At 68.5% G+C, this 19,559-nt stretch carries 21 protein-coding genes and 1 tRNA gene; 19 read left to right on the top strand and 3 right to left on the bottom strand.

The genetic code is table 11. The features are described from left to right. Window positions 1-58: 58 nt before the first annotated feature. From CXY76_RS17720 to CXY76_RS17660, 13 genes are all read left to right on the top strand, one after another. Window positions 59-787: an SAF domain-containing protein gene (locus CXY76_RS17720; protein WP_104166829.1), complete on the top strand. Its 729-nt coding sequence runs from the start codon at window positions 59-61 to the stop codon at window positions 785-787. A gap of 3 nt (window positions 788-790) precedes the next feature. Next, on the top strand, window positions 791-1,636 hold the full coding sequence (locus CXY76_RS17715) for a hypothetical protein (RefSeq protein ID WP_104166827.1): 846 nt from the start codon (window positions 791-793) through the stop codon (window positions 1,634-1,636). Next, window positions 1,633-3,192, top strand: a complete 1,560-nt coding sequence (locus CXY76_RS17710) for a CpaF family protein (RefSeq protein WP_104166825.1) — start codon at window positions 1,633-1,635, stop codon at window positions 3,190-3,192. Before CXY76_RS17715 ends, CXY76_RS17710 begins: the two co-directional genes overlap by 4 nt. Then, window positions 3,189-4,073: a type II secretion system F family protein gene (locus CXY76_RS17705; protein ID WP_104166823.1), complete on the top strand. Its 885-nt coding sequence runs from the start codon at window positions 3,189-3,191 to the stop codon at window positions 4,071-4,073. Before CXY76_RS17710 ends, CXY76_RS17705 begins: the two co-directional genes overlap by 4 nt. Before the next feature lies 1 nt (window position 4,074). Continuing rightward, window positions 4,075-4,953, top strand: a complete 879-nt coding sequence (locus tag CXY76_RS17700) for a type II secretion system F family protein (RefSeq protein ID WP_103460404.1) — start codon at window positions 4,075-4,077, stop codon at window positions 4,951-4,953. 51 nt (window positions 4,954-5,004) lie between these two features. Continuing rightward, window positions 5,005-5,196: a hypothetical protein gene (locus CXY76_RS17695; protein WP_103479793.1), complete on the top strand. Its 192-nt coding sequence runs from the start codon at window positions 5,005-5,007 to the stop codon at window positions 5,194-5,196. Between the two features lie 85 nt (window positions 5,197-5,281). Continuing rightward, a complete protein-coding gene (locus CXY76_RS17690; protein ID WP_233199990.1) occupies window positions 5,282-5,623 on the top strand; it encodes a TadE/TadG family type IV pilus assembly protein in 342 nt (113 codons plus the stop codon). Continuing rightward, window positions 5,620-6,075, top strand: a complete 456-nt coding sequence (locus tag CXY76_RS17685; protein WP_233199988.1) for a TadE/TadG family type IV pilus assembly protein — start codon at window positions 5,620-5,622, stop codon at window positions 6,073-6,075. The genes CXY76_RS17690 and CXY76_RS17685 overlap by 4 nt, the downstream gene beginning before the upstream one ends. 53 nt (window positions 6,076-6,128) lie before the next feature. Continuing rightward, window positions 6,129-6,770, top strand: coding sequence for a hypothetical protein (locus tag CXY76_RS19460; RefSeq protein ID WP_158253933.1), 642 nt, complete (start codon window positions 6,129-6,131; stop codon window positions 6,768-6,770). A 611-nt stretch (window positions 6,771-7,381) separates the two neighbouring features. After that, window positions 7,382-7,756 (top strand): hypothetical protein, encoded by a 375-nt coding sequence (locus CXY76_RS17675; protein WP_233199986.1) that lies wholly within the window; start codon window positions 7,382-7,384, stop codon window positions 7,754-7,756. An 80-nt stretch (window positions 7,757-7,836) separates the two neighbouring features. Continuing rightward, a complete protein-coding gene (locus tag CXY76_RS17670) occupies window positions 7,837-8,184 on the top strand; it encodes a hypothetical protein (RefSeq protein ID WP_146073485.1) in 348 nt (115 codons plus the stop codon). A gap of 20 nt (window positions 8,185-8,204) precedes the next feature. Then, entirely contained in the window at window positions 8,205-11,024 is a 2,820-nt protein-coding gene (locus CXY76_RS17665; RefSeq protein ID WP_158253932.1) for a LysM peptidoglycan-binding domain-containing protein, read from the top strand. An 88-nt stretch (window positions 11,025-11,112) separates the two neighbouring features. Continuing rightward, the gene (locus CXY76_RS17660) at window positions 11,113-12,213 is read left to right on the top strand and encodes a DUF475 domain-containing protein (protein ID WP_104166813.1); all 1,101 of its coding nucleotides are present in this window, start codon (window positions 11,113-11,115) and stop codon (window positions 12,211-12,213) included. 2 nt (window positions 12,214-12,215) lie between these two features. On the opposite strand, the gene CXY76_RS17655 is transcribed toward CXY76_RS17660, so the two are convergent. Both CXY76_RS17655 and CXY76_RS17650 read right to left on the bottom strand, forming a co-directional pair. Further along, window positions 12,216-12,593, bottom strand: a complete 378-nt coding sequence (locus CXY76_RS17655) for a YciI family protein (RefSeq protein WP_104166811.1) — start codon at window positions 12,591-12,593, stop codon at window positions 12,216-12,218. A 21-nt stretch (window positions 12,594-12,614) separates the two neighbouring features. Beyond that, window positions 12,615-13,253, bottom strand: a complete 639-nt coding sequence (locus tag CXY76_RS17650) for an MBL fold metallo-hydrolase (RefSeq protein WP_104166809.1) — start codon at window positions 13,251-13,253, stop codon at window positions 12,615-12,617. 145 nt (window positions 13,254-13,398) lie between these two features. Between CXY76_RS17650 and CXY76_RS17645 the strand changes: the two genes are divergently transcribed. Further along, a tRNA-Glu gene (locus CXY76_RS17645) sits at window positions 13,399-13,474 on the top strand. A gap of 152 nt (window positions 13,475-13,626) precedes the next feature. After that, the gene (locus CXY76_RS17640) at window positions 13,627-14,187 is read left to right on the top strand and encodes a DoxX family protein (protein WP_104166807.1); all 561 of its coding nucleotides are present in this window, start codon (window positions 13,627-13,629) and stop codon (window positions 14,185-14,187) included. 94 nt (window positions 14,188-14,281) lie between these two features. On the opposite strand, the gene CXY76_RS17635 is transcribed toward CXY76_RS17640, so the two are convergent. Further along, entirely contained in the window at window positions 14,282-14,575 is a 294-nt protein-coding gene (locus tag CXY76_RS17635; RefSeq protein ID WP_104166806.1) for a 2TM domain-containing protein, read from the bottom strand. 199 nt (window positions 14,576-14,774) lie between these two features. On the opposite strand from CXY76_RS17635, the gene CXY76_RS17630 reads away from it, so the two are divergent. The 4 genes from CXY76_RS17630 to CXY76_RS17615 are packed head-to-tail and all read left to right on the top strand — an operon-like array spanning window position 14,775 to window position 19,478. After that, window positions 14,775-15,656: a PP2C family serine/threonine-protein phosphatase gene (locus CXY76_RS17630; protein ID WP_104166804.1), complete on the top strand. Its 882-nt coding sequence runs from the start codon at window positions 14,775-14,777 to the stop codon at window positions 15,654-15,656. A 21-nt stretch (window positions 15,657-15,677) separates the two neighbouring features. Continuing rightward, the gene (locus CXY76_RS17625; RefSeq protein WP_104166802.1) at window positions 15,678-17,000 is read left to right on the top strand and encodes an FHA domain-containing protein; all 1,323 of its coding nucleotides are present in this window, start codon (window positions 15,678-15,680) and stop codon (window positions 16,998-17,000) included. Further along, window positions 17,000-18,715: a serine/threonine-protein kinase gene (locus tag CXY76_RS17620; RefSeq protein ID WP_104166799.1), complete on the top strand. Its 1,716-nt coding sequence runs from the start codon at window positions 17,000-17,002 to the stop codon at window positions 18,713-18,715. Before CXY76_RS17625 ends, CXY76_RS17620 begins: the two co-directional genes overlap by 1 nt. After that, window positions 18,699-19,478: a hypothetical protein gene (locus CXY76_RS17615; RefSeq protein WP_369826176.1), complete on the top strand. Its 780-nt coding sequence runs from the start codon at window positions 18,699-18,701 to the stop codon at window positions 19,476-19,478. The genes CXY76_RS17620 and CXY76_RS17615 overlap by 17 nt, the downstream gene beginning before the upstream one ends. The last annotated feature ends 81 nt before the right edge of the window (window positions 19,479-19,559 follow it).

Raw genomic sequence — 19,559 nt, 5'->3', positions numbered from 1 at the left:
CCACCACCATCAGTGCGGACGGCCCGTGCGTCACAGCTAGTGAGAGAGCAGCGCGGTCATGACCGAACAGATCAGCCCCGACAAGACCAGCACGGGGACCAGGCGCCGCACACCCCGCCTGTCCCGCCCGGGCAAGCCGGCGGCGGCGAAGGCTACCGGAACGCCCCGGGGAGCCGTGCGCCCGCCGACGAAGTCCCGCCGGCGGCCGGCCGTGATCGCTGCCGGCGTTGCCCTCGCCATCGTCGGCGGCCTCGGCAGCTGGTACTACGCCTCCACCGTGGGCAATACCGTCACGGTTCTGTCGACGCAAACGGATGTCGCCCGCGGCGCCACCATCACCAGTGCCGACCTCACCACACTGCAGATCGCCGGTGGGCAGGACACCCCCGCCTTCACCGCCGCGCAGGCCACCGACGTGATCGGTCAGACGGCCACGGTCGACCTGCCGGCCGGCACGCTGGTCACCACGGCGAATGTGGGGGCGGGAATCAGCATCACCGCGGGCGAATCCATCGTGGGCGTGGCCCTCACCGTGGCGCAGCTGCCGAACTATCCGCTCGCCGCGGGGGACCGGGTGCGCGTTGTGGACACCCCGATCGCGCAGGGTGACCCGCCGGCAACCTCGCCCAAGTCCTTCGTCGCCACGGTGTTCACCAGCCGGTTCGACGAAGGCACCGGCACCTGGGTCGTCGACCTCGTCGTGCCGTCACAGGAGGCGGCCGACATCGCCGCGCGCAGCGCCACCGGCCGGGTCGCCCTGATCCTCGATGCACCCAAGGGAGAGTAGCCGATGGCGATCCTTGCCCTGACCAGCCTCGCCGGCTCGCCCGGCGTCACCACCGTGGCCGTCGGCGCGGCGCTGAACTGGCCGCGACCGGTGATCCTCGTCGAGGCCGACATCTCCAAGTCCAGCAGCATCCTGCCCGGCTTCCTCCGCGGCCAGGTAGACCACGCCCTCGGACTCACCCCGCTCTCGGTCGACCACCAGCGCGGTGAGATCACCCTGGCGAACCTGTGGGCCCAGACCATCGAACTCGCCCCGGAGCGCTACCTCATCCCCGGCTTCTCGAGCCTGCAGGCCGCGCGCGGCACGACCACGCTGTGGGTGGCGCTGGGCGCGGCGCTCGCCGGGCTCGAAGCGGCCGGCGTCGACGTTCTGGTCGACCTGGGCCGGCTCAGCCAGAACGACTCGCGGATGCCGCTGCTGCAGCAGGCCGACGGCGTGCTGCTGGTCGCGCGCCCGGTGCTGCCGGATGTGGCCGCGCTCGCCCCTCGGGTGGCGGATCTTGGCACGGCGCTCGGCCTGGCCGGCCGCGACGGTGCCCTCTCGCTGCTCCTGGTGGATTCGGCCCACGAGGGTTACTCCTCCGCCGAGATCAGCCGGGCCCTGGGGCTGCCGGTGGCCGCCCGGCTCGACTGGGATGTGCGCTCCGCAGCGGTGTATTCGCTGGGCGCCGCCCGGCAGCTCCGATTCGACCGGGCACCCCTGGCCCGTTCACTCACCACCGCCACCGAGGCCCTGAGCCAGGGCCTGGCCGAGCGGGCGATCCGACTCGGCCGCCGCCCGAGCGCACCGACCGACGCGCGGACCAACACAGTGCTCGCCGATGCCAGCCAGACCGGAGATCCCTCGTGACCGACCGCATGGAATCGATCGAAGAGGTCGACCGCACCCTGGACCTTGCCGACCTGCCGTTCTTCTCCGGCGGCTCGCCGATCAGCATTCCGGATGAGGTGCCGTCCGACGCCCCGCAGGTGCATCGCCGTCACAGCGACGGACCAACCGCCGTCACGGCTCCTCCGGCCGTCGATCCGCTGTGGGCCGGCGGGCTGACCGGTGGCGCGCCCGTTTCGCTGCCCTGGGATATCGTGGCCGGGCTCCGCGAGCAGGTCGCGAACCTGCTCGCACAGTCCGAACTGGCCTCGCCCAGCCTCACCGACGCCTCCCGGCAGGCCCTGGCGCAGGCGCACATCGTTGACGTCATCCGATCCCAGGTCGACGACATGGTGCGCCTGGCCGGCGGCACCAGCGCCTGGGACCCGCGCACCCAGACGGCCATGGCCAAGGCCATCTTCGACTCGCTGTTCAAGCTCGGCCGGCTGCAACCGCTGGTGGAGCAGCCCGAGGTGGAGAACATCGACATCTACGGGTACGACAACGTCTGGCTCACCTACGCATCCGGTGAGAGGAAGAGGCACGAACCCGTGGCCTCCTCCGACGCCGACCTGATGGCCGAGATCGCGTTCCTCGCGGCCCGGGGCGGCGAGAGCGGGCGGGCGTTCACGGCCACCAACCCGATCCTCGACATGGACCTGCCCGGCGGCGCCCGGCTCGCCGCCGTTGCCCCGCCGATCTCGCCGCGGCCCAAGATCGTCATCCGCATCCACCGGTTCGTCGACATCACCCTCGACGACCTCGTGGTCAACCACGGCACCCTCACCCACCCGATGAGCGCGTTCCTCGACGCCGCCGTGCGTGCCGGCAAGTCCATCGTCGTCGCCGGGCATCCCAACGCCGGCAAGACCACCCTCGTGCGGGCCCTGTGCAACAGCATGGACCCGATGGAGGAGATCGTGACCATCGAGAAGGAGCGGGAGCTGCACCTGGACCGCATGGGCGACCGCCACCACATCGTGACGGCCCTGCAGTACCGGCCCGGTCAGGGTGAGCGCACCAGCGACGGCAGCCGGCCGGGCGAGATCACCCTGGTGGAGCTGCTCGAGGAGGCGCTGCGGCTGAACGCCCAGCGAATCGTCGTCGGCGAGGTGCGTGGCGGCGAGATCGACGCCATGTTCCAGGCGATGCAAGCCGGTGTCGGCTCGCTGAGCACCCTGCACGCCGAATCGCCGTCCAACGCCATCGAGCGCATGGCCACCCTCACCCAGAAGAGCCTGAACACCTCGGATGCCTACGCCTACCGGCAGATCGCCCAGCACATCAACTTCATCGTGCAGGTGAGCAAGGTGCGCGACCTCGCCACCGGACGGGTGCGCCGCATCGTCACCGAGATCTCCGAGGTCGGTCCGGGGGAGGGCTCGCGGCCCATCGCCACCCCGATCTTCCGCGCCGACCCGTACACGCACGAACAGGAGACCGCCAACCGTCCGCGCGATGAGACCCTGGCCCAGCTGGTGCACGCCGGGTTCGACCCGGCCCTGCTGATCCCCACGCAGGGCGGTGCGCCCTCGTGAATACCACCCTGCTGATGCTCTGCACCGTCGTGGGCCTGCTCGGTCTACTCGTCGTGGTGCTCGGCGTGCTGCCGGCGCCACCGCCCACCCAGGCCAGGCCGCCGGGCGTGCTGCGGTTGCGGGTGCGCGCCTACCGCAGCCAATTCAGCCGGAAACGTCAGTTGTTGGCGCTCGGCGGCCTGGTCCTGGGTGTGCTTGCCTGGCTGGTCACCGGGTGGTTCGTCGCCGTGATCGCCGTGCCCATCGCCGCGATCGGCCTGCCGGTTCTGCTCGTCAAGGGTACTGAGAACGAGACCATCGAACGGCTGGAAGCCCTCGAAACCTGGACCAGGAGCCTGTCCGGCCTGATCGTCTCCGGCGCCGGAATGGAACAGGCCATCGCCGCGTCGCTGAGCAGCTCGCCCGGCGCGATCAAGGAACAGGTGAGCATGCTCATCGCCCGGATCAACGCCCGGTGGGCGACCTCCGCGGCGCTGCAGGGCTTCGCCGACGATCTCAACGACCCCACCGCCGACCTTGTCGTGGCGCACCTGCTGCTTGCCGAGAAGCAGCGCGGCCCCGGCCTGGTGAACGCCCTCGACGACCTCGCCCAAATCGTCTTCGACGAGGTCCGGGTGCGCCGGCAGATCGAAACCGACCGCGCCAAGCCCCGCGTCAGTGTGCGCATCATCACCATCGTGACACTCGCGCTGCTGGCGGTCATCCCGTTCGTCGGGGAGTTCATGAAGCCCTACCAGACCTTCTTCGGCCAGGTGGCCCTGTTCGTATGGCTCACCCTCTACGTGGTGCTGCTCGGCTGGTTGGGGCGCATCACGGTGGGCAAGCCCACGCCCCGCATCCTGGAGAACCCGCTCGACTCCACGCACAGCAAGGTGGCCTGAGATGTGGCAGCTTGCCCTGATCCCCGGCGTGATCGCCGGGCTCGGCGTCGCGCTCGTGCTCTCCCAACTGCTGCCCAAGCAGCCGCAGCTGGCCGCCGCGATCACCCGCCTGGGCAATACCGCCGCCGTCGACGCGAAAACGGATGCCTCCTTCGAGGTGCGGGTAGGCAGCTGGGTGCGCGCCCGGCTGCCCGACCTGCCGGGTTTCACCCTGCCCACCCGCAACCTTGCCCTCGTCGGCGTGTCGGTGAACAAGTACCTCTCCGACAAAGCCCTGCTGGCGGCATTCGGCCTGATCGCGCCCAGCCTGTTCGGCCTGTTCCTGCAGGTGCTCGGTGTTGTGCCGTTCTACCTGCCGGCCCTGCTGGGCATCCCGCTCGGTGTCGCGCTCTGGTTCGGTCCCGACCAGGATCTCAAGGCCAAGGCCGCCACCGCCAGGGAGGAATTCTCCCGGGCCGTGGCCGTCTACCTCGAGCTCGTCGCCGCCGAAAGGCGCCGCGGCGCCCCTGCCGGCCATGCGCTGCTCTCCGCAGCGCAGGTCGGGCGGTCGTGGGTGTTCGTGCGCATCCGCCAGGAACTCACCCGGGCGCAGTACGCCGGCACCCCGCCCTGGGACGCCCTGACCACGTTCTCGGAGGAGATCGGCGTGCCCGAACTCGCCGACGTCGCCAAGATCGTGCGGCTGTCGGGCGAAGAAGGAGCCTCCGTGTACGAGACCCTCCGGGCTCGCGGCAAGTCCCTGCGGGTGCAACTGCTCAACAACGAGCACACCCACGCCAACGAGGCGAGCGAGCGCATGACCATCCCGATGACCATGCTCGCCATGGTCTTCGTCGGCATCATCCTCACCCCGCTGGTCATGAACCTTCTCATCGCCTGATTCCTCGCCCGACCCAACCGTTGTCAACCCGCATATCACCAGGAGCGCCACATGTTCACTCTCGCCCAATCCCTCTTCACCGAAGTTCGCCGCCGCGCCCGACTGGTGCGCTCCACCGGAGACGCCGGTCTGCAGACCGTTGAGTGGATCTTCCTCGTCGTCGGCATCCTTGTGATCGCCGGCATCGTCATCGCCGCGGTGACGGCGTTCGTGCAGGCCCAGGTCGGCAAGCTGCCGGGCTAAGCCGACCATGGCCAGACGACCGCGTTTTCGCACCACTCTCACGGCACTTCGCCGTGAGGGGGCGTCAGAGCGCGGTTCGCAGACGGTGGAAGCCCTCATCGTGCTGCCGATACTGTTCGGCGTGTTCTTCGTCATCGTGCAGGGTGCGGTGTGGTTGCACGCCGGTAACATCGCCCAGGCCGCGGCGTCCAGCGCCTACAACTCGGCTCGGCTCTACGACGCCGTGGCCGCGGATGGTGTGGCCGCCGGCACCGTGTCTGCCCAGCAGACCGGCACCGTGCTGGACGCCGCCGTTGTGGTGGTGGATCGAACGATGACCACGGTCACGGTCACCGTCACCGGCAACGCGCCCACCTTGATTCCCGGCTGGGACACCCACGTGGAACGCACCGTGTCCGGTCCGGTAGAACGGTGGATCGCACCATGATGTTTCGGCGATGGGTGCGCAGGCGGCTGCACGGCTCCGGCGAGCGCGGCTCGATGTCGGTGGAACTCGTGCTGATCGCGCCGGCGTTGGCGCTGGTCATCCTGCTGCTGGTGGCCGGCGCCCGGGTGGCCCTGGCCGGCAACGCCGTCGAATCCGCCGCGGTGGCCGCGGCCCGGGACGCCTCCCTGTCCCGCACGACCGCCGGCGCCCAGGCCAGCGCACAACTGGCCGCGCAGACCTCGGTGGCGCAGTCCGGCCTCGCCTGCGCTGACTTCAGCGTGGTCGTCGACGACAGTGGGCTCAACGTTCCCCTCGGAGAGGTGGGCACGGTCAGCGCCACGCTGAACTGCACGTTGGACCTGACCGACATCGCCCTGCCCGGCCTACCGGGAACGAAAACCATCACCACCACGGCGAGCTCGCCGGTGGATGCCTTCCGGGAACGACCATGACTTCTCGCCGGCTCATCGCATCAGATGCACTTCCAGCCTTTCAAAGGAGCACCATGACCACGCAGAACACACCGACGTCATTCCGTCAGAACCGCACGGTCGGCCTTTTGGGGGCGTCGCTGGTCGTGGCCCTGCTTGTGGGAGGCTGCTCCAGCCCACAACCCGAGGCTACGAAGGAGGCGACCACTCCCGCCGCAAGCGCCACGCCCACACCGACGGCTGTCGTCGGCGGGGTCGAGGAACCGCTGAGCGAGGAACACGCGATCGCCGGAGCAACCCTTGCCGCTGAGGCGTATTTCGCTCTCCGTACTGAGATCGAGGTGGAGCACCCGACCGACCCGAGCGTGATCGACACCGTCGCGACCGGAGCCGCGGCTGAACACGTGCGTACTTTCGCGCTCAACCTAGTGGAGAACGGTACCACCAACAAAGGGGCCTACGCGTATGACGTGACCGAGAGCTCATACGCCGGAGCTTCAGAAGGCTCCGACGGAACGGTGTACCCGTTTGGTCTAGCCCAGCTGGTTGGATGTTTCGACAGTTCGGGGATAACGGCCACTAATGCTGATGGCTCGCCTGGAGCGATGAGCGCAACTCGGCGAGGAATCCTAAACCTAACGGTTCTGTACTACGCGTCAGAAAAGGCATGGCTCGTGCAGGATGTCCAAGCGCCAGCGGAAAATGTAATGTGCTGATCCACAACTCATTCGCACGCTTCGCCCGCGGTCTCAGCTGCACCGTGTTGCTGGCGCTATTCGTCGTCGTAGGCGTTCAGTGGGCACCCCAGGCGGCATCTGCAGACTATGTGACCTGTGAAGACAGATTAGAGGCGACGAATTGCCACGTCACCCAAACCGAGGCTGCGAGCCCGGGTGATCCGGGCGTTGATCCCGTGAGCGGCTTCACTCCGTCGCCGCCTGTCTGCCTGGATCGCCGATCCAACAGTGAGTACTTCGAGATACCCTGCCAAGGGGATCTGGGCTGGTGGAGCAACAAGTCACAGTGTTACCAGCGATTGAGCGCTCGACAGAATCCGGCGCCGCAGGGCTGGGACCCTGCGGGTGCCTGGTACGACTGCAGCTCGACGATGGAAACCTTCTGCAACCCCGGAGTTCATTGCTTGGGCCCCTACTCTTACACGCGATGGCTGCTTAACCCTCCGCCTGGGGTGAATACCCTCACCCCCGGCCAAGCCGCACTAAGCCTCATCCAGTCGTTCCGGCTCGAGGGCATCACGGTGGGTTTTGCACCGGACCCGACCGTAGCCGGCTCGAAGAGTTACGTAGGAGTTCCTATTTGGATGTGGGTGGAGAACCCGACCCCGCTCAGCTTCGGCCCCTACGTGCAATCGACGACCCTGGGTGGTGTGACCATCACGGCGACGGCGCAGGTGAGCTCCATCATCTGGAACATGGGCGATGGCACCAGCGTCGCCTGCGCTAACGCGGGCACCCCGTTCGTGGTGGCCTACGGCGCCGTGGACTCGCCCACTTGCGGTCACCGGTACGCCCGCACCTCGGTGACGCAGCCGGGCGGGACTTTTCCGATCACCGCGACCAGCCAGTGGCAGGTCAGCTGGGAGGGTGGCGGGGCCTCCGGAGTCATCCCAGTGACGACAACGGCGACCAGTGCGGTGCGGATCAACGAGATCCAATCGGTCAATGTGGGAGCCGGGCGGTGATCGGGCCTCAAGCGTTTCTCCGGGCCCGGCTCGGCGCGCTTCGCGGGGACCGCGGGTCTGCGTCGGTTTCGTTCCTGCTCGTGTCCGTCACCCTGATCGTGGTGATCGGGCTGGTTGTCGACGGGGCCGGGAAAATTCAGGCGAACGAGCGTGCGGACCTGGTGGCGGCATCTGCTGCCCGCACCGCCACTAACTCGATCGGCGGCGACACCGTGCGGGTGGGCTCGCTCACCCTCGACGCCGCGAAGGCGACCGCGGCCGGCGAGGCCTACCTTGCGGCAGCCGGCATGCCCGGCACCGTCACGGTCAACGGTGAGGTCGTCACCGTCACCGTCAGCACCATCTACAGCACCCGCTTTCTCAGCCTTATCGGCATCGTCGAGCTCCCCGGCACAGGCGAAGCCTCGGCCCGGCTGATCACCCAATAGTCACGATGCAGGAGACCACCATGAAAAGACTCGCTCTCGGACTCGGTTCGTTGGTGCTCGTGCTCGCCCTGCTGGTGGGCATCCCGGCCGCCCTGCTGTTCCTGGCCGGCAACCCGTTCCCCAGCGGAGATGAGCTGTCCCGGGCGTTGAGCACGCCGGACTACGGCGGTGAGTTCCTGGTGGGCACCCTGCTGCCGTTGATCGCCTGGGTCGCCTGGGCCACCTTCGCCCTCGGTTTCCTGGTGGAGCTGCCGGGTCACATTCGCGGCATCCCCAGCCCGCACCTGCCCGGCCTCGGCCTGCAACAGCTCTGGGCCGCGGCCCTGATCGGTGCCATCGTCGTGATGCTCACCGGCGTCGGAGCCCTCGCCGGGTCTACCGCGGGATCGCCGACAGCGGCCCCCGCATCCGTCAGCGTGACCCAAAGCAGCGCCGATTCAACATTCGGCCTGACGCAGGCGGATGGCGACACCGGCGCAGGATCGACGGACAGCGCCGCGGTGAGCATCGACACGGCGGCGGAGGCCGCACCCGCCGCACCCGTCGCCGCCGCACCCACCTACATGGTGCAACCCGGCGACTCACTGTGGCGCATCGCCGAGCAGCAGCTGGGCTCGGGGGAGCGGTTCGCCGAGATCGCGGCCCTGAACCTGGGCGTGGCTCAGGGCGATGGCCATGCGCTCACCGCCGAGAACTGGCTCAACGCCGGCTGGGTGCTGACCCTGCCCGCGGATGCCGCGGTCCCGGCTTCTCCCGATGCCGCCACCCCGGCCGGGCACGTTGTCGTCGAAGGCGACACGCTCTGGGACCTGGCCGCCGACGCGTACGGCGACGGCACCCGCTACCCGGAGATCTTCGCGGCCAGCGCTGCGGTGGTGCAGCCTGATGGTGCCACGATCACTGACCCCAACCTGATCCAGCCCGGCGAGAGGGTGAACCTGCCCGGGATGGGCGCACCGTCGACGGATGCGGCCGCCGCGGTCGCCGAGACAGCTGCCGTTGCCAGTCCCGTCGTGGAGGCAGCATCGCCGACCGTCACCCCGGCCGTGGCCGCTCCCGTTGACGCCTCAGCCGAAGCCGGCGCTGCCGGGGCCGCCGCGTTTTCGCACACGGCCCCTGCACGCACAACGGGTGGCATCGGGGCGGTGCTCGCCGTGGGCCTGCTCGGGCTGCTCGCACTGCGCCGGACCGGTCAGCGTGGACGACGGGAGTTCGGGCGCCGGATCGCCCTGCCCACCGCGGAAGCCAGCACCCTGGAACTCGAACTGCGCGCCGTGGAGAACCGGGTGGGCCTGGACGACATCGATCACGCCTTGCGGTACCTGGCCGTGTGGGCCGAGGACACCGGGAGGACCCTGCCGTCGATTGAGGCCATCCGTCTCGCCGATGATGACATCACCCTGTATCTGTCCGGCACCGACCCGCTGCCGCGACCGTTCCGCACCGAGGCGGCACCTGACGGCGCGGCGACCGGGAACGGCACGGCCTGGACGATCGGCCGGGCGGCGCTACCGGGCGTGGAGCGCCTGCCGCAGCCGCCGTACCCGGCGTTCGTGACGCTCGGCCACGACCAGGCCGGAGCGCACATCCTGGTGGACCTCGAGAGACTCGGCACGCTCGGCGTGACCGGGCCGCCCGAGTTGCGGCTGGGCGTGCTCACCGCGATCGCCGCTGAGCTGGCGACCAGCCGTCGCTCTGAGATCCGCGTCACCGTCGTCGGCGCCGCCGACGAGCTGGCCGCGGCGCTGGCCTCGCCCCGGCTGCGGCACGTGCCGGACGTGGCCACACTGCTGGCGCACCCGGCCGAAGACACCCTCGCCGCGGACACCCCGGAAATTGTGATCCTCGCCTCGACGCCACCACTGTCCGACCGGCAACGGGCAGCACTGGCGGGCCGGTCTGCTCGACTGGGCATCGTCCAGGCAGGGTCTGCGGCCCGCGCGGCGGCACCGGCTCACGATCAGGCCCACTGGGCGCTCAACGTCGACGACATCGGCGCCGCCCGGCTGCTGCCGTTGGGCATCGGCCTCGCCCCGCAGCTGTTGGGAGCCGCTGAGTGCACCCGCCTGATCGATCTGTTCCGCAGCACCGCGGGCCAGAGCGTGGCCGGGCCCGAGTGGGCACGCCGGATGGAGGTCGGGGGCACCCGTGAGGCCGGCTCGGCCGGCGGGGCGGAACCAGCCAGCGTCGGTGCATCCGGTGCGCCGTGGATTCGCCTGCTGGGGCCGGTGGAGGTGATCGGCGCCCGCGGTGTCGAACCTCGCGGTACTGCCGGCGGAGAGGAACGCTCCCGGCTGCCGTGGGCGACCGAGCTGGTGGCCTTCTTCACAGTGCACCGCACCGCCAGCGCGGTCGACGTGCAGACGGCACTCTGGCCGGCCGACCTGCCCACCGGCCTGGCCGCCCAGCAGAACCGCAACGCCCTGATGAACGAGACCAGGGCGTGGCTCGGCGACAGCACCGACGACGAGCCGTACCTGCCGGTTGTCGGCGCGGACGGCCTGCGCCTGCACGCCGATGTGCGGAGCGACTGGGACCTCTGGCGGCAGCTGCTCGGACACGACGTCACCCTCACGACGACAGCCACGCTGGTCAGCGCCCTGCGCCTGGTCACCGGGGCGCCGCTGAGCGGCCTTCCGACCAACCACTTCGCCTGGGCCGAGGCGCTGCGGGAGGAGCTCACTTGTGCCGTCCTGGACGCCGCCCACGAACTTGCCGCCCGGGCCCGGATCTCGGGCGACGCCGACGCAGCGGCCCTGGCCGTCAACACGCGCAGGCTGGTCGAGCCTGTACCGTTGGTCGAGCCTGCGGCGCTGGTCGAGCCTGTCGAGACCCGGTGAGACAGGTCAAAAAACTGCACTGCCGCGAATTATTCCTCAGAAAGGATGCGGAGAGCCCGACCAAACGGGTGATCCCAACCACGCCCGTATGAAAACGTTCTTCCACCACTTCTCGTGGTCGCTCGTCGTGTCCATGATTGCGCTCGCGATCGCGCTGCTCTACGGAGGCTGGGCGGCGGTTGCGCTCTGCGTGATCCTCGGGCTGATGGAGATTTCGCTGTCATTCGACAACGCGGTTGTCAACGCGAGGGTGCTCGAGAAGATGTCGGAATTCTGGCAGAAGATCTTCCTCACCATCGGCATCCTCATCGCCGTCGTCGGGATGCGCCTGATCATGCCGCTCGTTCTGGTGTCCGCAACCACGGGCCTGTCCTTCGGAGAGGTCATCACCCTGGCCCTGGAGAAGGGCGACCCGGCCACCGTCGGCACCTATGGTCACTATCTGCACGATGCACACCCGCAGATCGCGGCCTTCGGCGGAATGTTCCTGCTCATGCTGTTTCTGGACTTCATTTTCGAAGACCGGGACATCAAATGGCTCAGCTGGCTGGAGAAGCCCCTGGCAAAGGTCGGACAGCTCGATTCGTTGTCGTACGTTGTCGCACTCGCGGCACTGCTCGGTGGAGCTGCCATTGCCGAAGACCCCACGGTGGTGCTCATCGCGGGCGTGCTCGGCCTCATCACCTACATTCTGGTGAACGGACTCGGGTCACTGTTCGAGGGCGGGGACGACGCCGAGGAAGATTCAGACGCCGCACGCGGCGGGGCGTCGTCGCTGGCCGTGCTCACCGGCCGGGCAGCGTTCTTCTCGTTCCTCTACCTCGAGGTCCTCGACGCGTCCTTCTCCTTCGACGGCGTCATCGGCGCGTTCGCGATCACCGCGGACCCGATCATCATCCTGCTGGGTCTCGGTCTGATCGGTGCGATGTTCGTCCGCTCGCTCACCATTTTCCTGGTGCGCCAGGGCACCCTCAACGACTACATCTACCTCGACCATGGCGCCCACTGGGCCATCGGCGCGCTCGCGGGCATCCTGCTTCTGAGCATCGGTTTCGAGATCCCGGAGATCGTCACCGGACTCATCGGAGTGTTCCTGATCTGCGCAGCGTTCTTCTCGTCGGTGCTCGCGAACCGGCGCGAATCGGCAGACACCCCGGCGAAGGCCCCTGAGCTCGTCGACAGTCCCTAGGCTCAGCTCTCGCCGCGCCACCGACCGTCGTGGAAGGACAGCGCCGCCGGGCGCACCTCGACGACACCGTAGAGCGCGGCGGGGCATTTCTCCGCCCACTCCAACGCGACGGCCCGGTTCGGCACGTCGATCACGAAGCAGCCCGACAGGGACTCGACGGCGTCGATGAACGGGCCGTCGCGCACCTCCCGGCTGCCGCCCCGGAGCGTCACGGTGGTGGACTCCGCGGCGGGCCGAAAGATATCCGCAGCCACCAGCGCGCCCGACTCCTGCAACGACGCCGCGTACGCGTCGAACAGCTCCCGGAACGGCGGCAGCTCCTCCTCGGAGATGTCGCCCTCCCTGGTCTCAGCCTTGATGATGAGCAACGAGAAGCGCATGGGATCTCCTTCGATATGCGGCTACAGGTCGAGCGATGCGTGGGGTTCGAGCGGGAAGAAAGTGCCGCCGTTCTGCTCCGTGGCGGACTTGATGCGGGAATTAGCGAGGTCCTTGCCGCTCCGTGACAGTCCCATCTCGTGGGTGGGAAAACTGCGTACGGGCTTGACCGCGAGCACATAGTCGATGACCTCGCTGATCTTCAGCCACGGTGCACCGGCCGGCACGGCCAGGGTCTTCACGGTGACGCCCTCGGGGATCGTGAACGCGTCACCCGGGTAGAACAGCTCGTCGTTGACAAGCACGCCCACGTTGTCGATCACCGGGATCGACGAGTGGATGACGGCGTGCTTCTCACCGAAGAACCGCAGGGTGAACGGGCCCGCTTCAATGGTGTCACCCTCGGCGACCACGGTCACAGCGATCTCGCCGGCCGCAGCGGCAACACCGGCCGGCCCGTAGATGGGCACGCCGGGGTTCATGGCGATCACGCGGTTCAACTGCTCTGGCGTCCAGTGGTCGGGGTGCTCGTGGGTGATCACGATCGCGGCCGCATTGGCGGTCTCGGTCAGCGCGGTGGTAAACGACCCGGGATCGATGAACAGCTTCTGCCCTGAGGCTTCGAGGACGAGTGCGGCGTGTTCGAGTTTGGTCAACTTCATGTCTCGAGCTAATACCCAAACCCAAGCATGGGCAACGCGCGACACGCGCACCTATGAGCACCCGCAGCCCCACACGACGCGCGGACGACGTACTCGATTTGAACTCGGTAACCAGGCTGTGGCATACTCGTGAAGTTGCAAAAACGGCCCCATCGTTTAGCGGCCTAGGACACCGCCCTCTCACGGCGGTAACACCGGTTCGAATCCGGTTGGGGTCACCACCACCCGGCTTCCTTCTCGCGAAGGAGGCCGGGTTTTTTTGTTGTTGTAGGACGTTCGACCCTGTCGTTGCTGAAAGCTCGCTGTGAGTATGGGACTCACGGCCCAATGTCAGTCGACATGGGCATCGCATCCGACACGAAGGAACCCTCCCATGGCCACCAGCACCACCCGCGGGGCAGCGGTCACCGCCCCCGCCGCGACGTCCGGCACCACCCTGCTCCAGCGTCGTACCCTCGCGGTGCTGCGACTGGCGACCGGATTCATCTTCCTGTGGGCGTTCCTTGACAAGACCTTCGGCCTGGGCTTCTCCACACCCGCCGAGCGCGCCTGGCTCAACGGCGGCACCCCGGCGCAGGGCTTCCTGAACAGCCCCGGCGTCACCGGACCGCTGCAGCCGTTCTTCGTCGGCATCGCCAGCCCTCTGGTGGACTTCCTCTTCATGCTCGGAATGATCGCCGTGGGACTGGCCGTCATGCTCGGCGTTGGCCTGCGCATCAGCGCGGTCGCCGGCAGCCTGATCATGGTCTTCATGTACCTGGCCGAGTGGCCCTTCACCGCCGGGGCGGCCTCGACCAACCCGCTGGTGGATTACCACATCATCTACGCGCTCGCCCTGATCGTCGTGGCCGTCTTCGCGGCCGGTGACACCTGGGGACCCGGCAAGACCTGGAAGGCCCTGCCGATCGTGCAGAAGTACCCCTGGCTTATCTAGCCAGTCGGAATAAGCATCTGGCAACAGCACTACCTGACCGGCCGCCCTTCGGGGCGGCCGGTTCTGTCTGCCGGCCGCTGCTGCCGGCCACTGGCTACTTGGCGCCGCCGCGCTGGTTGCCGCGAGTGATCCGGGCCACTTCGTCGTCGATGGCGTCTTCGGTGATGATGCCCCGGTTGGGTCCGAAGGCGTCGAGGCCGATGAAGAAGGCGGCGATGCCCATGCCGCCGATCGGCCAGATCGGCCAGAAGTAGCCACCCGGATCGGTCAACAGCCACACGGCGATGACGATGAGAGAAACCCCGAGCCAGACGCCGCAATAGTTCCAGAAGTCCCGGCGTGCCTTGAGCCGCTTCGTCGCGAGTTTGCGGAGTTCTTCGTTGTTCATACCGCGAGGCTATCGCCGGTGCGGGGCCGCGACCATCCCCTAACCGGCCGAGGCCGCCCCGGCGGGAGCCCTAGCCTCGTATTACCCGGTCAGAGTGCGTCTGAACGGGCCCGGGGTATTGGTACGGTGGTACCTCGACTTCCCCCGAACGGGGCGGAAGCGCTCCGAACCGGAGCCGAACGGATTTTGCGGAGTGCACATGGCGGTCAACGGTGAGAGTGCGATCACCCTCGGCGACTCGAGCGTGCACTTCACCTTCAGTGCCGGCAGCGATGTCGGACGCGTGCGGAAGGTCAACGAGGACAGCTATCTGGCCCAGTCTCCGGTGTTCTTCGTCGCGGACGGCATGGGCGGACACGCCCACGGTGACGCCGCAAGCCAGACCGTCATCCGGGTCTTCAACGACCACATCGAACAGGGCTTACCCTCGACCCCCGAGCGGATCCTCGACGCCATCCACTCGTCGAACGACGCGGTGCGCGACCTCAGCGCTGCGGACGACTTCGGCACCGCCGTGTCCGGCACCACCCTCACCGGCGTCGCATTCGTCGATGCCGGCGACGACGTTGGCTTTCACTGGATGGCGTTCAACATCGGTGACTCCCGCATCTACACCTGGGATGGTCGCACCCTCGAACAGCTCAGCGTCGACCACTCCGCGGTTCAGGAGATGGTGGATGCCGGCCTGATCAAGGCAATGGATGCCGAAAAGCACCCCGACCGCAACGTCATCACCCGCGCCATCGGGGCCGACGAATCCGTCGACGCGGATGTCTGGCTGTTGCCCGCGACCGGACGCCACACCTTCCTGATCTGCTCCGACGGCCTCACCAAGGAACTCTCGGTCGTCGAGATCGCGGAGTTGCTCGCCTCACACGCCGTTCCGGAAGACCTCGGATCGCTCGCCGACGTTCTTGTCGCCGCAGCCCTGGCCAAGGGCGGCCGGGATAATGTCACTGTCGTCATCGTCGAGTCGACCTGGGGTGACCCTGGCCAGGACACCGATGTGACCCGCGAACGCCCGACGGGGCTGCACCAGAATCTTGAAGACACTCGGCCACGCAACACGAATCCGGACTAAAAGACGGCAATAGGGGGATCTGTGCTTTCGTACGACGACGACAACCGGGGCGGATGGCTTGCGGCAGCGACGGGGGACCGACTGGTGTTGCTGCCCGCCGCCGATTCCGCTGCCGGCGCGCGAGTCTGGGCGAGCCTCACCGATGCGGGGTCCAGCGAGCAGGGTGCCCGCGCCGTGCTCGACGAGCTCACCGCCGGCGGACTGTCCAAGACTCCGCCGTTCGCGCTCCTCACCTGGGACGAGGTTGTTCCGGCAACGGTGCGCGTCTTCGTGCGCGGAGACGTCGTGGTCGTTCTGGCCACGGCTGCCGGCGACGTGTCGATCGGCGGCCTGGGCATCTCCACGTGGGTGGAGCGCTCCGTCGCGGACGTGACCGCCGTGTCGGTGACCGCTGTGCCCGTTTCTGTGGACGCCGACCCGATCGGCGCGGATGACCTCGCCGCGCTGCCGCTCGGAGCCGGCCTTCCCCTGCAGTCGGGCATGGTGCGCACCCGGCGCCTGCGCCTGGTCGTCGACGGCGCCCGCGCGGCAGAACAAACTCGCTCCGAGCCCGCTCGTGCCGAGCCGGCCGCGCTGATCGTGCCGCCGCCGCCCGCGGCGCCGAAGACCGCGCCGGCACCGCTGCCGCTCCACACGATCGCCGAACCGGCCAGCGAACAGACCATCTCCGACATCGCTGTGGCTGAGCCCGCCGCCGAACCGGCCGCCGAATCCGCCCCGGAGCCCGACGCCGACCCCGCCGGCGGCTATGACCACCTGTTCGGCGCCACCGTGATGCGCGGTGTCGAGCAGGCAGCCGTGCGGCCTGATGCCGAGGCCGAGGACGACGAGTCCGCCGCACCGGCGGGTGCCGCGCGCGACACGGCCGACGCCGATCCGGTCGACACCGAGTCGGACAGCGATGTGCCCGGGGACCACGACGGGCACACCGTGATGAGCGGCGACATCCAGAAGATGCGTGATTCGCGTCGTCGGGTCGCCGCCGAACCTGCGCCGGCCGCCGCGCCCCGGCTCTACCTGCTGCTGCCCAGCGGGGTGCGGGAACCGCTGAGCCAGCCGATCCGGGTGGGTCGGGCACCGAGTGTCAGCAAGGTGTCCGGCGGCCTCGTGCCCAAGCTGGTGAGCCTGGGCGGCGCCGACCAGGACGTGTCGCGCAACCATGTGCACTTCACCGTCGAGGGAGACACCGTGGTCGTCACCGATCTGCACTCGCGCAACGGCACCCTCGTGGTCTTACCGGGCAAGCCGGCGCAGAAGCTGCGTCAGGGCGAACCCACCGCGGTCATCGTGGGAACCGTCGTCGACCTCGGTAGCGGCATCACCCTCACGGTCGGGCAGGAGTGATGCGCCGCGCACCCTCCATCGCCCCGGAACTGCCCGGCTACGAATTCGTCTCCATCCTCGGCTCCGGCGGCTTCTCCGACGTGTTCCTCTACCAGCAGCGACTGCCCCGCCGCCGGGTCGCGGTGAAGGTCCTCCTCACCGAACAGCTGAACCCCTCGACCCAGGCGCAGTTCGTCGACGAAGCCAACCTGATGGCGCAACTGTCGACCCACCCCTATATCGTCACGATCTACCACGCCGACGTCGCCGGCGACGGCCGGCCGTACTTCGTGATGGAGCACTGCTCGGGCCCGAGCCTGGCCGAACGTTACAAGCGCCAGAACTTCGGTGTCGAGGATGCCCTGCGCACCGGCGTGCGCCTCGCCGGCGCAATCGCGACCGCCCATTCGGCGGGCATCCTGCACCGCGATATCAAGCCGGCCAACGTTCTCACCAACGACTTCGGCTGGCCTGCCCTCACCGACTTCGGCATCTCGTCGAGTCTCGACGAGGAGCTGCCCGTGCAGACCATCAGCGGAAGCCACCTGCCGGCCGCGTCGGAGTCCACCGGCACCGGGGAAAGCCAGTCGGTCGGCATGAGCGTGCCCTGGTCGCCGCCGGAGATGTTCGAGGACGACCCCCGGCCCGACGTGCGCAGCGACGTATTCTCGCTGGCGGCCACCATCCACACCCTGCTGGCCGGGCAGACGCCGTTCGAGATCCGCGGGCGCTCCAACGGCACCCTCGATCTGATCGGTCGCATCGAACGCGGTGCCATCACCCCCATCGGCCGTGACGACGTGCCCCGTTCGCTCGTGGCCGTGCTGGCCAAGGCCATGGCCACCCGGCGCGACGACAGGTTCGCCACCGCCGTCGACTTCGCTCGGGCCCTGCAGCGGGTGGAGCTGGAACTCGGCTACGCCCCCACGGGCATCGACATCCCCACCATCGCAGGCACCCAGCACGGCAAACCGGATGCGCCGGCCGGCGACGACGAGACCCGGGCACGTTCGGTGGTGTCGATCGCCGCGCAGGCCCCGGCAGCCCCGGCACCGGCCCGGCCACGCCCGGCGACGCCCGCAGCGCCGCCCGCCGAACCGGACCAGGCCGACGCGACCCGCGTGCGCGGCGCCCGGGTGATCGAACCCGGCAGCGCCCCCGCCGGCGGCACTCCCACCGGCAAGGCCGGCCCTGGCAAGCCGAGCCCGGTCAAGGAAGCCACCATCGTCCGCCCCCGCGGCTCGGTGCGGGCTCAGGAACCGGTCGCGGCATCCGTCGCCGACACTCCCGACGACAGCCCGGTCGAAGGCGCATCAGGCCGTCGCCGCCTGGTGCTGATCGGGTCCATAGCCGCGGCCGTGCTCCTGATCGGCGCCGTGGTCGCCGCCGTCACTCTCACCGGCACCGACAAGTCCGCCCTGACCCCCACAGCCTCCCCGGTGCCGGCCAAACCTGGCAGCGTGAATTCCGCCGCCGGAGTGCCGGTGCCGGTCCTCGAGGGCACCGCCACCTCCGAGGACGGCAGCCAGGTCACCTTCACGGTCAGTAACCCGGCCCCGTTGGACGGCGACGTCTACAGGTGGGCCCGCGCCGAAACCCCCAACCAGCCCAAGCTCAGCACTGTCGCAGACATCACCGTTGACGGGGTCGTGCCCGGCAGTACGGTCTGCGTGGATATCTACCTGCAACGCACCGACGGCAAGATTTCGGAGGCCAACCGTGCCTGCAACCGCTGAAATCATGCCGGTGAAGCCGCTGCGGGTGGAGTTCTGCGGCGAGTGGTACGACGTGGAACCCGGAGCCGACTTCTCGATCGGGCGTGAGTCCGACCTCACCATCGACGACAACCCGTACCTGCACCGCACCTTCCTGCGGCTCTACGAGGACTACGGCATGTGGTGGATCGCGAACGTGGGCAACCTGTTGTCAGCGACGGTGTCGGACACCACCGGCACCGTACAGGCCTGGCTGGCGCCCGGCGCGAAACTGCCCATCGTTTTCCAGACCTTGCACGTGATGTTCAGTGCCGGGTCGTCCACCTACGACTTCAGCATCCACGCCGAGTCCGACTTCTACAACACGTCGCTGTCGGCCTCGCACGAGGGCGGCACCACCACCATCCTGCCGGTGACCCTCACGACAAGCCAGCGCCTGCTGATTGTGGCACTGTCCGAGAGCATCCTCACCCAGGCGGTGCCCGGCCGGGGCGCCATCCCCAGCTCGGCCGAGGCCGCGGCCCGGCTGGGCTGGAGCATGACGACGTTCAACCGCAAGCTGGACAACGTCTGCAGCAAGCTCGACAAACTCGGCGTGGCCGGGCTCCGCGGGGGCACCGGCAACCTGGCGACCAACCGCCGGGGGCGGCTCGTGGAATACGCCGTCGCCACCCGGCTGGTGAGCCTGGACGACGTGGTTCTGCTGGACCGGGCGGCCGAGGATTCCAGGCTGTCGGCCGCGGAGAACGACGAAGACACAACCGTAGGAATTCTCGAGTCCTAGCCCGGCCCGGCGGGGGAGTGGTCCCCGTGTGGGTGCCGCCCATTGACGTGTTAGCGTAAGAGCCGGTCAGGAGCCTATGCC

This window comes from Cryobacterium sp. N22 (genome assembly GCF_002929555.1).
GTDB lineage: Bacteria > Actinomycetota > Actinomycetes > Actinomycetales > Microbacteriaceae > Cryobacterium.
Note: the sequence above shows the minus strand (reverse complement) of the source record. Positions and strands in the feature narration are given on the sequence as shown.

Coding starts and splice junctions, on each gene's coding strand:
- CXY76_RS17630 (WP_104166804.1), top strand. CDS start 14,775: ATGGCGGTCAACGGTGAGAGTGCGATCACCCTCGGCGACTCGAGCGTG.
- CXY76_RS17665 (WP_158253932.1), top strand. CDS start 8,205: ATGAAAAGACTCGCTCTCGGACTCGGTTCGTTGGTGCTCGTGCTCGCC.
- CXY76_RS17640 (WP_104166807.1), top strand. CDS start 13,627: ATGGCCACCAGCACCACCCGCGGGGCAGCGGTCACCGCCCCCGCCGCG.
- CXY76_RS17655 (WP_104166811.1), bottom strand. CDS start 12,593: ATGCGCTTCTCGTTGCTCATCATCAAGGCTGAGACCAGGGAGGGCGAC.
- CXY76_RS17660 (WP_104166813.1), top strand. CDS start 11,113: ATGAAAACGTTCTTCCACCACTTCTCGTGGTCGCTCGTCGTGTCCATG.
- CXY76_RS17650 (WP_104166809.1), bottom strand. CDS start 13,253: ATGAAGTTGACCAAACTCGAACACGCCGCACTCGTCCTCGAAGCCTCA.
- CXY76_RS17720 (WP_104166829.1), top strand. CDS start 59: ATGACCGAACAGATCAGCCCCGACAAGACCAGCACGGGGACCAGGCGC.
- CXY76_RS17635 (WP_104166806.1), bottom strand. CDS start 14,575: ATGAACAACGAAGAACTCCGCAAACTCGCGACGAAGCGGCTCAAGGCA.
- CXY76_RS17695 (WP_103479793.1), top strand. CDS start 5,005: ATGTTCACTCTCGCCCAATCCCTCTTCACCGAAGTTCGCCGCCGCGCC.
- CXY76_RS19460 (WP_158253933.1), top strand. CDS start 6,129: ATGACCACGCAGAACACACCGACGTCATTCCGTCAGAACCGCACGGTC.
- CXY76_RS17620 (WP_104166799.1), top strand. CDS start 17,000: ATGCGCCGCGCACCCTCCATCGCCCCGGAACTGCCCGGCTACGAATTC.
- CXY76_RS17715 (WP_104166827.1), top strand. CDS start 791: ATGGCGATCCTTGCCCTGACCAGCCTCGCCGGCTCGCCCGGCGTCACC.
- CXY76_RS17685 (WP_233199988.1), top strand. CDS start 5,620: ATGATGTTTCGGCGATGGGTGCGCAGGCGGCTGCACGGCTCCGGCGAG.
- CXY76_RS17700 (WP_103460404.1), top strand. CDS start 4,075: ATGTGGCAGCTTGCCCTGATCCCCGGCGTGATCGCCGGGCTCGGCGTC.